The organism is Sphingobium sp. UBA5915 (genome assembly GCF_002431195.1).
GTDB lineage: Bacteria > Pseudomonadota > Alphaproteobacteria > Sphingomonadales > Sphingomonadaceae > Sphingobium > Sphingobium soli.
The window spans coordinates 993-13,066 of record NZ_DJDV01000046.1; the positions used below are offsets into that span (position 1 = coordinate 993).

General features: G+C 61.9%; 9 protein-coding genes. 2 read left to right on the forward strand and 7 right to left on the reverse strand.

Annotated features, from left to right (window positions below; genetic code table 11):
• From B2V90_RS06505 to B2V90_RS06525, 5 genes are all read right to left on the reverse strand, one after another.
• Nucleotides 1-483: SDR family NAD(P)-dependent oxidoreductase (locus tag B2V90_RS06505; protein ID WP_293920451.1), on the reverse strand; the 483-nt coding region annotated here is incomplete at its 3' end.
• An 11-nt stretch (nt 484-494) separates the two neighbouring features.
• Nucleotides 495-1,640: an acyl-CoA dehydrogenase family protein gene (locus B2V90_RS06510; RefSeq protein ID WP_228222986.1), complete on the reverse strand. Its 1,146-nt coding sequence runs from the start codon at nt 1,638-1,640 to the stop codon at nt 495-497.
• Between the two features lie 13 nt (nt 1,641-1,653).
• Nucleotides 1,654-2,892: a thiolase family protein gene (locus B2V90_RS06515; RefSeq protein ID WP_228222987.1), complete on the reverse strand. Its 1,239-nt coding sequence runs from the start codon at nt 2,890-2,892 to the stop codon at nt 1,654-1,656.
• Complete coding sequence (locus tag B2V90_RS06520; protein ID WP_228222988.1) at nt 2,889-3,716, reverse strand: enoyl-CoA hydratase/isomerase family protein; 828 nt, start codon at nt 3,714-3,716, stop codon at nt 2,889-2,891. Before B2V90_RS06520 ends, B2V90_RS06515 begins: the two co-directional genes overlap by 4 nt.
• Complete coding sequence (locus B2V90_RS06525; protein WP_228222989.1) at nt 3,713-5,344, reverse strand: class I adenylate-forming enzyme family protein; 1,632 nt, start codon at nt 5,342-5,344, stop codon at nt 3,713-3,715. The genes B2V90_RS06520 and B2V90_RS06525 overlap by 4 nt, the downstream gene beginning before the upstream one ends.
• 213 nt (nt 5,345-5,557) lie before the next feature.
• On the opposite strand from B2V90_RS06525, the gene B2V90_RS06530 reads away from it, so the two are divergent.
• Complete coding sequence (locus tag B2V90_RS06530; protein WP_228222990.1) at nt 5,558-6,619, forward strand: CaiB/BaiF CoA transferase family protein; 1,062 nt, start codon at nt 5,558-5,560, stop codon at nt 6,617-6,619.
• Between the two features lie 571 nt (nt 6,620-7,190).
• On the opposite strand, the gene B2V90_RS06535 is transcribed toward B2V90_RS06530, so the two are convergent.
• On the reverse strand, nt 7,191-7,748 hold the full coding sequence (locus B2V90_RS06535) for a recombinase family protein (protein WP_031290454.1): 558 nt from the start codon (nt 7,746-7,748) through the stop codon (nt 7,191-7,193).
• 139 nt (nt 7,749-7,887) lie between these two features.
• Between B2V90_RS06535 and B2V90_RS06540 the strand changes: the two genes are divergently transcribed.
• Entirely contained in the window at nt 7,888-10,845 is a 2,958-nt protein-coding gene (locus B2V90_RS06540; RefSeq protein ID WP_039859054.1) for a Tn3 family transposase, read from the forward strand.
• A gap of 105 nt (nt 10,846-10,950) precedes the next feature.
• On the opposite strand, the gene B2V90_RS06545 is transcribed toward B2V90_RS06540, so the two are convergent.
• Nucleotides 10,951-11,880 carry a recombinase family protein gene (locus B2V90_RS06545; RefSeq protein ID WP_228222991.1) on the reverse strand — a complete coding sequence of 310 codons (930 nt, stop codon included), beginning with the start codon at nt 11,878-11,880 and terminating at the stop codon, nt 10,951-10,953.
• Between the last annotated feature and the right edge of the window lie 194 nt (nt 11,881-12,074).

The window sequence follows — 12,074 nt, forward strand, 5'->3', positions numbered from 1 at the left end:
CTGGCCGAAATTGCCATAGATACCGGCCGCTGAGGTCGTCATGATGACGCGGCCATAGCCTTTGTCGCGCAGAACGGGCCATGCCGCCTGGGTGACGGCACATGTGCCGTTCAGGTGAATGTTCTGCAGCAACGTCCAGTCCTGGTCCGTCATCTTGTGGAAGCTGACGTCTCGCAGAATGCCGGCATTGTTGACCACGACGTCCACCGTGCCGAATACCTCCAGAGCTGTTTCGACGATTCGCGCGCCGTCCGTGACGGAGTCGTAATTCGCGACCGCCTCGCCGCCGATGGATCGGATTTCCTCCACGACCCGATCGGCTGCTGCGGAGGAACTGCCGTCGCCCGTGCGGCCGCCGCCCAGATCGTTGACGACCACCCGCGCGCCGCGCGCGCCGAACATCAGCGCGTGTTGGCGCCCTAGCCCCCCGCCGGCACCCGTGACGATCACGACCCTCCCGTCGTAGCGAAGTCCGTCCGTCATTGGGCCCCCTTTTAGCGAAATGCGCCCACGCCGGTTAGCGCGCGCGATATGATAAGTTTTTGGATTTCGGTCGTGCCGTCGGGAATCGGGCAGATAATCGCCTCGCGCACCAGCCGTTCGACGATAAACTCGCGCGTGACACCGTTGCCGCCGTGAATCTGGAGCGCGTCTCGTGTCACGCCGATCGCCATCTCGGTCGCGAACCATTTAGCCATCGCGCACTCGGTCTCCGCGCGCACCCCGGCATCGACCAGCGCAATTGCCCGGTGCGTCAGCAGCCGTGCGGCGTCGATTTGTGTCGCCATGTTAGCCAACTTATCAGCGATGAGTTGGTGACCCGCAATCTTGCGGCCATGCTGCGATCGCTCTTTGGCATAGGCGATCGCCTCGTCCAGCGCGCGACGCGCGATGCCGATACTCCACATCGCCATGTGGCAGCGCGCGATCTCGAAGACCTTCAACGTGTTGCGCAGGCCGTCGCCGGGTTGGCCCAGCATGTTGTCCACCGGCACGCGGCAATCGGAGAGAAATATCTGTGCGGTCGACTGGCCGTTCAGCGCCATCTTCTCGATATCGCGCACCTCGTACGGGCTTTCGGCGCGATCGATCAGGATGTGGCTGATTTGGTTCTCGCCGGTGCGGCATGTGCAGACCAGCAAATCAGAATAGGCACCGTTGGTTATCCAGGTCTTCTCGCCGTTGATGACCCAATGATCGCCGTCGCGCACCGCGCGTGTCCTCACCGCCGCCACATCAGAACCGACATCGGGTTCGGAAATACCCATCGAGACGAACAACTCGCCGGCGACGAGGCCCGGCAGATAACGCTGTTGGATGCCCTGCGAGGCGCTTCGCCGGATGAGCTCCGCGCCGACCGCGTTGATGAAACCGGGAATGGCGACGTCGAGCGACGAATAGACGATCTCTTCGAAGATCAGGAGATGGGTCAGCCAGCCCATGTCGAGACCTCCCCACTCCTCGCCATGAGGCGCGGTGATATGACCAAAAGCGGTCAGCTCGCCGGTCCACTTCTGCATCAAAGGACGAGCAATAAATCCATCGCCATGCGCTCGAATCTCAGGCTCGAGCTTGTCGTCGAGGAAGCGGCGGACACTCTCGACCGCCATCCGTTGCTCGTCATTGGGTAGGAATTGCATGCGATACGCTCCATTAGCGGCCAAGGATGGTGACCGCGACGACAGCCTCCTCTACGCCCAACACGCCGCCGCCATTCTGCGCGACGGCGATACGCGCGCCGTCGACTTGGCGGCCGTTTGCCTCGCCGCGCAGCTGCGCGACCAGCTCATAAATCTGTCCCAGCCCGGTTGCCCCGATCGGATGACCCTTGCATTCGAGGCCTCCCGAGGTGTTAACCGGGATGCGACCTCCGATGACGGTGTCGCCGCGCTCTGCCGCAAGCCCGCCCTCACCGGGCGGCACGAGGCCGAGCGCCTCGATTTCGATGATTTCGCCCATTGCCGTGGCATCGTGCACCTCGGCTACGTCGACATCCGCCGGATCGACGCCAGCCGTCGCATAAGCACGTGTTGCCGCCAGTCGGGTGACGTGCCGGTCATAGTCGTAAGGGCTCCGTTCGGAACTGGTCTGCAGCACCGAGGCAAGAATGCGGATGCTCCGGTCGCGGGCCGCGCCGAGCTTGCGCAGTCCGGCGGCGTTACAGATCACCGCAGCGGCAGCGCCATCACTGATCGGCGAACACATCGGCAGAGTTAGAGGAAATACAATCGGCGCCGCCGCCAGCACCGCATCGACGGTATAGGGCACGCGATACTGCGCCAGCGGGTTGTTGACGGAGTGGACATGGTTCTTCGCCGATACCGCCGCGATCTGTTCTTGCGTCGAACCATAGGTCTTCATGTGGGCGCGCGACATCGCCGCATAGATGTCCATGAACACGCTGTAGGGCTGGGTCGACGCCGATCCTTCAGGCACCGCGATGCCTTCTCCCATCGCCAACAATATGTCCCGGTTCCGTGCCGTTTCGTGCACGTCCCATGCTCCATCGAAGGCACTGAACATCAACGCCTTGTCGGGCGAACACATCTTCTCGGCGCCGAGCGCGAGCACGATATCGGCCGTACCCGAGCGGACGTAGACGCTCGCCATATGCACCGCAGTGGAGGCAGTCGCGCAGGCATTCTCGACATTGACGACGGGCACACCCTCGATGCCGATCGCCCGCGCGATCAGCTCGCCTCGGATCATGTCCTGGCCTTCCATGTGGCCTTGCACGCAGTTACCGAAGAACACCGCTTCGATATCGCTAGGCCCGCAACCGGCGTCGGCGAATGCCTGTATCGAGGCGTCGGCCGACAGGTCCTTGAGGCTCCTGTCGAGCTGTTTGCCGAATTGCGTCATGCCGACGCCGGTGATGAAGATGTCGCTCATTGGCCTGTAAACTCCGGCTTGCGTTTCTCCGCGAACGCCGTGAGCCCCTCGCGGAGGTCATGCGAGAAAGCGTAAGCGGCCATGATCTCCAACTCCCGGCGCAGGCCGTCCTCGAGCGTAGCGTCGCCGGCGACTGCGCCAAGCTCCTTCATCCGCGCCAGGCCGAGCGGGCTCTTGGTAGCGAGAATCTCTGCTAGCGCCTGTGTCGTTTCGATCAGTGCCTCCTCTGGCACGATCTGGCTCACCAGCCCTGCGCGCTCCATCTCCGCGGCAGAGACGAACTCGCCTGTCATCATCAGACGCGTGGCGCGTGCCGGTCCGATCTTGCGAGGCAGACGGATCGAGCCACCGCCGCCCGGTAGAAGCCCGTAGTTGGCATGCGCATCGCCGAATTTCGCGACGTTAGCAGCGACCACGATATCGCAACACAAGACAAGTTCGAGCCCCCCGGCCAATGCCAGTCCGTTGACCGCCGCGATAACCGGGAGACGGGAGGATTCGATACGTGTGAAGGTATTCCCTAGCTCTTCGAGGAAGTGCGCCAAAGGCTCGGCGATCGACCCGCCATGAGCATTTAGCGCCGCGAGATCGGCTCCAGCGCAAAACGCACGCCCCGCGCCTGTAAAGATTAACGCCCGAATGTGGGGATCAGCCTCTGCCGCCGCTATAGCCGCCTGCAATTCATCTGCCAGATCGAGCGTCAGGCTGTTCAATGCTTCTGGCCGGTTGAGGTGAACCCAGAAGGCCGGGCCACGCTTCTCGACGATGATGGTTGCGAACGCCAAGATGGTCTCCACGATTGGGTTAGGAATGGCGGCGATCACGCACCCGAGATCCGGCTGATGTGACCTGACCAATAAGGCTCGCGCAGTTTTGATCGGAGTACCTTGCCAACGTTGCTGAGCGGCAGCGGATCGGTGGTGAAAACCACCTTGCTGGGCTTCTTGAACGATCCGATCCGGCGGCTGACCAGATCAACGATATCCTGTTCGAGAAGTTCGACGCCGGGCGCGACGACGACCAGCGCGAGCGGCGTCTCACCCCATTTCTCGTGTGGGATGCCGAACACAGCGGCGGCGATCACCTGCGGATGATCGGCGATCACATTCTCGATTTCAGCCGGATAGATATTGTATCCGCCCGACACGATCAGATCATTCGCGCGGTCGAGCAGGTAGAGGAACCCGTTGGCGTCGATGCGACCGACGTCCCCCGTCTTGACCCAGCCGTCGACCATACGCTGCGCGGTTTCCTCGGGATCATTCCAGAAACCCTGCATTTGGCCGTTTTCGAATCGGGCGACGATCTCTCCCGGTTCGTCGGGCCCGAGCACGCGGCCATCGGCATCGCGGATCTCGAGATCGACGAAGGGCATAGCCCGGCCTACCGACTGGAGCGGCGTCGACCCTTCGACCTGGCCGAACCATTCCTTAGGCCCCAGCGAGGTGACGGGCAGGATCTCGGTTTGTCCGTAGGCGGTATGCAGTATCTCGTCGCCGAAGATTTCGCGCGACTTACGCAACGTTGCCTCGGATACCGGCGCGGAGGCGCTCAGCAGACATTTCAGCTGTGAAAAAACGTGCCCGCGAGGATTGCCATGTTGAACGATCGCATTGAGCATGGTCGGCGCAACGAAGGCATAACCGACCCCCTCGCGCTCCAACATGTCAAGGAAGCTCTCAGGATCGAACGCCTCCACCATGATATTGCGTCCGCCGATCGCCCAATAGGGAGAGAACATGAAGCCGGATGCGTGCGATAGCGGTGCGACGTGAAGCACCGTCGCGCCCGGCTCGGGCTTCGGACCCACAGCCTGAAAGCCGGCGCAGCAGGTCATCCATGTCCGATGCGTATAGGCGACACCCTTCGGCGTACCCGACGTGCCGCCGGTGTGGCGGATAACGCAGATGTCGTCCGGTGAGATCATTGGATTCGGATCGCTCTCCGACGCTTGGGCGAGCCATCCCTCATAGCCCGCATCGCGCACGATCAGGCGATCGAGGCTGGGCAGTTGGATGTCGAGGCCGACGACCTCTGGCAGCAGCGCCTCGTCGACGAGCGCTAGGCGGCAGCCGGTGTTACGCATCATATGGGCATGCGACTCGCGCCGATTTCGGGCGTATAGCGGTACGCGAACGAAGTTACCGATCGCCGCCGCGAGAAAGATGTCGGCTGCCTCGATCGAGTTCTTCTCCAGCGTGGCGACTTTGTCACCCGGTTGCAGCCCCGCCTCAGTCAACGCGTTCGCCAGTCGGGTGCCCCGCGACCACGCTTCGGCAAAGCTGAACCGGCGATCGCCATGAGCAAGCGCCTCATGGTGTGCGAAGTAGCAGGCGGCGCGGCGCAGCTGGGTACGCAGTTCCATCAGTTCCGCCCCGCTGACGAGGCGGCGCCAGGTTCGATCGCGCAGCGTGCGCGCACTTGGATCCTCGCCATCGAATTCGTGCTCCATTCAGGCTGTGACCGCCGATTGCAATGTCGATAGTCGGATAGATCGTCTCGACGGTCCAATTCATTGTTAGCAACCTGTATTCCTGTCGCTCATACAAGCTGAATCGCCTCGCTATGCCCGCCTGGAATGGTAAGGCGATCGAATGAATTGGCTGCTTCGTATCGGGCATGCGACTATCCCGATAATTGCCCGGTTGCAGGGAGAGGATTGCGCATGAAGGATCATGGTCCGCTTGCCGGTGTCAGAGTCGTCGAAATCGCAGGCATCGGCCCCGCGCCATTTTGCGGAATGCTGCTGGCCGATCTCGGAGCAGACGTCGTGGTTGTCGATCGCGTCGTGCCCAATCCGGATACGATTGACCTGGGTCGTGATTCGATCCTCAATCGCGGCAAGCGATTTATGGCCCTCGATCTCAAACAACCGGAAGGGATCGAGGGTGTCCTGAACCTTGTCAAGCAGAGTCACGCATTGATCGAGGGAATGCGCCCAGGCGTCATGGAGCGGTTAGGCCTTGGACCGGATATCTGTTTCGAGCGCAATGCAGCGCTCGTGTTCGGCCGGATGACCGGTTGGGGACAGCATGGGCCGCTCGCGCAGGCGGCAGGCCATGACATCAACTATATCGCACTTTCCGGAGCACTCTGGTATGCTGGTGAGCCCGGCTCCCCTCCAATCACGCCGCCCGGTCTCGTCGGCGACATCGGCGGCGGCGCGCTCTATTTGGCGGTCGGCCTGCTCGCGGCGATTCTGAGCGCTCGAGAAACGGGCAAAGGACAGGTCGTGGATGCTGCCATTGTCGATGGCAGCGCCCACATGATGAACCTGCTCCTCAGCTTGAGGGCCGCAGGGCATTTTGTGACCGAGCGTGGCCGCAGCATTCTGGACGGTCCACACTGGTATGCGACGTACCGATGCGCGGACGACCGCTTCATCTCGCTGGGATCGCTCGAGCCAAAATTCTACGCGCTGCTAAGACAAAAGCTCGGCCTCGCCGACGATCCGGCTTTCACAAACGGATACGATCCCGAAAGCTGGCAAGACCTCAGACGGCGTTTCGAAGTCTTATTTCGGCAGCGAACGCGCGACGAATGGTCGGGCTTGCTTGAGGGAACCGACACTTGTTTTGCACCGGTGCTTGATCCAGACGAGGCTGCCTCGCATCCTCATATGGTCGCCCGGCGTGTGTACGTATCGGTCAATGGGTCCATACAGGCAATGCCTGCTCCCCGCTTCTCAGGCACGCCTCTAACTGGATTAACCGCCGATCCGTCGTAGCCTGCCAGCTTCAGCGGATGTGCGTTTCTGGCCAACGCCACGACGTCGTTGTAATGTGGGGAATAGAAGGGGTGACTACACGAAAGTGACGTAACTGCACGCTAAGGGCGAACGGATAGCGAACACATGTGGCGGGCAGATTTCCGCTACGAACACGGTCCGCTTATTTTCGGACGATATGCCCACAGGTTGGCTGTCATGAGGGTGTAGCCACCTTCCCCATCGGGACGAAGAACAGCCAGAAAGTCCCGATCATCGCGTATCTGCGCATGAGCGATTGCTGATGCGGGAACTATATGCCTGTTTTCCTTACCTTGGATCACTCGTTTGATCCGTACTTGAAGGTTATACTGGCTCCGCCAATTTGGCAGACCATCGGAGCCGGGACTGGCCTTTGAGCTAATCGTCACTATGCGTCCGACAACGGCAAGGTCTCCACATGCATATTCTAGCGCATCTGCGGCCTCGCCATCTTGGACCGTGGCGCATCCGCTGAGGGCACAGAGTAGCGGCAATAGCAGTTTGCGGAGCAACGCTCGATGTTCCGACAGCATGCAGGTAATTCCCAAGTTCATGGCGTTTTTTGTTCCAGTGCCTTGTAGAGAGCTGTCTTCCCGATCTTGAGGCGCGCGGCGGCTTCGCGAACAGTTAGGCCCGCTGCGATATGCGCCCGCGCCTTGCGTAGCTTGTCGGGGGTGACGACAGGGCGGCGACCACCCTTGTTACCCCGATCGCGCGCGGCCTTGAGGCCAGCATGGGTGCGTTCCCGGATTAGATCTCGCTCGAATTGGGCAAGCGAGCCAAAGATGTTGAACACCAGCATCCCGCCCGAAGTGGTAGTGTCGATGTTTTCGGTGAGCGAGCGGAATCCGATGCCGCGCGCCGCAAGCTCGCCGACTTTCTCGATCAGATGGCTCATTGAGCGCCCAAGACGATCGAGTTTCCAGACCACCAGCGTGTCGCCGGTACGCAGATAGGCGAGCGCCTCGGCCAGGCCAGGCCGATCGGTCTTGGCGCCGGACGCATGGTCGTCGAAGATGCGCTCGCATCCGGCCACATTCAGCGCGTCATGCTGAAGCGCCAGCTTCTGATCGCCGGTCGATACCCGCGCATAGCCGATCAGTGCCACGACCGGTCCCAATCTGTCCGTTTTCCCATCAATTTGCATTCTTGTCCGAATCGCCATCGCGGGTCCAGAGTTGACGGACATATTCATGCTGACCGCCAGAGGACCGTCTGACGGACTCGCAAAGCGAAGGAGATGATGCGTGGCGAGACGGCGACTGGTGAGCCCGGAAATCTGGGCGGGGCATTATAGCGCGCCGCTCGATGAGCGCGAGATTGCGCGGCACTATACGCTGACCAGCGACGACGTGGAAATTGTCGGCCGCCGTCGCGGCGATGCCACCCGGCTCGGTTTCGCGATGCTCCTGCTCACTATGAGATGGCCTGGCCGTGCGCTGGAAGCGGGCGAAGTCCCGCCCGCTCCTGTGCTCGCCTATGTAGCGCAGCAACTCGACATCGCGCCTGAAGCCTTTGCGGCCTATGCTCATCGGGACCAGACCCGTCGCGAGCATCTCGTTGAAATCCGACGATCGCACGGGTTCAGGATCTTCGACCGCGACGCCTTCCGTGAAGTTGTCGCCTTCTCGATCCCGATCGCGCAGACCATCATCCATCCCGGCCAGATGGCAGGGGTCATCGTCGATGAACTCCGCCGTCGGCAGATCCTCCTGCCTTCTTCGTCGATTCTCGAAGCGGTACTGCGACGGGCTCGCCAGCAAGCTGAACAGCTTACCTATGAAGTGCTCACAAATGGCCTGCTGCCCGACACACTACAGGGCCTGGACGATTTGCTGGCGCGACGGTCGGGGCAGGCCACCACATGGCTATCCTGGCTACGCAATGCGCCACAGTCGCCGGCAGCGCGCACCATCCTGCGCCTGATCGAACGGCTCGCCTATGTCCGCGCGCTGGGCCTCGATCGCGCCCGTGCCGACATGATCCCGGCTTTGACTTTTGACAGGCTGGCGGACGAAGGCAGCCGCATCACGCCCCAGCACCTTGGCGAACTCAATGCCCTACGGAGACATGCAACACTGGCGGCAACCGGCATCCGCCTTGAGGAAAGCCTGACCGACGCGGCCCTGACGATGTTCGACAAGCTGTTGGGGAGCATGGCGCGCCGCGCCGAGAACCGGACTCGCGACAAAGCCCTAAAGACGGTGCGCGAGCTGCAAGGCCATCTCCGGACGCTCACGGGATCTTGCCGGCTCCTCATCGACGCGCGCACCAAGGGCGTGGATTTTCTGGCGCAGATCGAGGCGCTGGACTGGCAGCGCTTCGCCGTGGCCGTCGAGCAGGCCGAAGTGCTCGGGCGACCGGAAACCGTCGATCGCACGGCCGAATTGATCGAGCGGCATCGCACTGTGAAGCTCTTTGCCGGTGCCTTTCTCAACACCTTTGAATTTCGCGGCGCCGGTGCGGTGCAGGGGCTCCTGTCAGCGCTGGCCATCATCGCGGAGCTCTACCAGACCGGCAAAAGGCGCTTGCCTGATCGCGTGCCGCTGCGCTTTGTGCCGTCCGCATGGCGGCCGTTCGTCCTGCGCGATGGCATCGTCGATCGTGCCGCCTATGAACTATGCGCCCTGTCGCAGCTACGTGAACGGCTGCGAGCGGGAGACATTTGGGTCGCGGGAAGCCGGCAGTTTCGCGATTTCGACAGCTATCTCATCCCGCCGGCGACCTTTGCGGCGCTTCACGAGAAGGGGCCTTTGCCGCTAGCCATCGAAACGGATTTCGAGCGCCATATCGAGGAAAGGCGCACCAGGCTCGACACGGCGATCGAACAGGTGACGATCCTCGCGCGTCAGGGCGAGCTGCCCCAGGTGAGGCTTGACGAAAACGGCCTCATCATCTCGCCGCTGAAGGCGGCAACGCCGCCCGCCACCGAGATTGCCCGTCGCGCCGCCTATGATCGACTGCCGCGCGTGAAGATCACCGATCTTCTGCTTGAGGTCGATGCCTGGACCGGGTTCAGCGAATGCTTCATCCACCGGCGTTCGGGTAGGGAAGCCGACGATCGCAATGCCCTGCTTACCGTCATCCTCGCCGACGGCATCAATCTCGGCCTCACGCGGATGGCGGAAACCTGCCGGGGCGCAAGTCTGCGTCAGCTCGCCCATCTTCACGACTGGCATATTAGCGAGGCCGCTTATGGCGAAGCGCTGGGAAGGCTGATCGACGCCCATCGCGCCATGCCACTCGCCGCGCTGTGGGGAGACGGCACCACTTCGTCGAGCGACGGACAGCAATTTCACGCTGGCGGTCGTGGGGCCGCGATCGGCGACATCAACGCACGCAGCGGCAACGAACCGGGCGTCGCCTTCTACACCCATGTCTCGGATCGATATGATCCCTTCGCGAGCAGGGTGATCGCGGCGACTGCCGGCGAAGCGCCTTATGTGCTGGATGGCTTGCTGTATCATCAGACCGGCCTGACGATTGAGGAGCACTACACCGATACAGGCGGGGCATCGGACCATGTGTTCGGCCTCATGCCTTTCTTCGGCTACCGCTTCGCGCCGCGCCTCCGCGATATCAGGGAGCGTCGCTTGCACCTCCTGCCTGGCCAGGAATCTGGCCAGCTGCTCACTGGCATGACGGCCGAGCCGATCGCATTGGGTCATGTCGCCGCGCATTGGGACGAACTGCTGCGGTTCGCCACATCGATCCGCACCGGCACCGTCACCGCTTCGGCGATGCTCCGCCGGCTGTCCGCCTATCCCCGACAAAATGGACTGGCCCTCGCGTTGCGCGAGCTTGGCCGCCTCGAACGCTCGATCTTCATGCTCGACTGGCTGCGCGACATTGACCTGCGCCGGCGCACCCAGGCGGGCCTCAATAAGGGTGAAGCCCGCAATGCGCTCGCCCGCGCGCTCTTCTTCAACCAACTCGGCGAGCTGCGTGATCGGCGCTTCGAGAACCAGACTTATCGGGCATCGGGCCTCAATCTGCTCGTCGCCGCCATCATCCTGTGGAACACCCGCTATCTCGAAATGGCGTTGGCTGACATCGGTACGCCCGACGAGATCGCACGCCACATCGCACCGTTGGGCTGGGAGCACATCTCGCTGACAGGGGACTATAGCTGGAATGTCGAAGATCGCCCAGATCCGGATGCCTTGCGGCCGCTGCGCGCCGTCAGCTCCTTGCTCGCCGCGTGACGTTCGCTATCCGTTCGCCCTTACCGTGCAGTTGCGTCACTTTCGTGTAGTCACCCCTAGAATATCAGTCGCAAACTGATGCCTGATTCATTGTGCTGCTCCTCTTCAAATGGCGGAAAACAGGGATTGTTGGTTCTCGTCTTGAGTGCGACACGGGCCTTTTCGCGAGATCGCGGCTTGGATTTCGGGCTTTGCCAGGTCCGCGGCGCGGATTTGATGCGGTGAACCGGGCATAACCTGCTCGGTCGGGAGCAAGCCAGCGTCGACGACACGGCGGATTTTGTGGTTTGTGACACCGAACTTGGCTGCCGCCTCCGACATGGTGAGCCATTCACCACCCGTGGTTCCGGCGGAACGATAGCTTTCAATCTTATGGACACGGCGCAGCGAGCTGACGCGATGCCCGGTCCATGTCTTGCCCTGACCCGTCCGCATGCCCATACGGTTAAGGGTCGCGGCGACATCGGCATCGGACCACCGCGCCGCCATCGACCGGATGATCGCCATCGCTTCTTCGGGCGTGCGCTTGGTATGTTCTCCGGTCTTGGGCTTGCGGATGCGAACCTGAGAATGCTGCCCGCCTTGCCAGTGAATGGTAAGCTCGACTTCCTGCCCATCGTTGTCGACGGTGGCGACGATATCCTTCACCAGCGCTCGCAACAGCCGATGCCGGAACCGCATATCAACGTCTGGGGCATTCCAAGCCGCTTTGAGATCGTGAGCCAGGCCGGCGAAATCAGGCATGGCGGCGTCCTCGCGCACTTGTCGTTCGTTGAGCCGCGCCTCGCAGGCCTCGACACGGCGCAGCGTCGCTTCCCAGCTTTTCTCCAGTTGAGCGGCGATCAACCGGTTATCGGGGTCGCAGGCGGCATAGCGTCGCTCGGCAAGCGAGGCCTCGTAACGGGCTTGCTGCAAATCCAGCTCGACCATCTGCCGCCTTTGCGCTTCGCCTTCGAGATGCATACGCTCTGCCTCCAATGCCGCGTCGATCGCCAAGGGCTCTACGGCGCGCAGCAGTTCCTCTATAACTGCCACATCCGTTCGAGCGGTCGCAGCGGTAGATATGATAGCCGATGCGGCGGCCGACATAAACGACACACAGGCGGCGGCCACAATGACCACAAGTGAGCATGCCTGCGAGGAAAGCCTTGCCACCACGGCCGGACTTTATGCCGCCGGCCTTGCCGTATTGAGTAGCCCCTAGTTTTCTAGAGGCTGTTATGGACTTG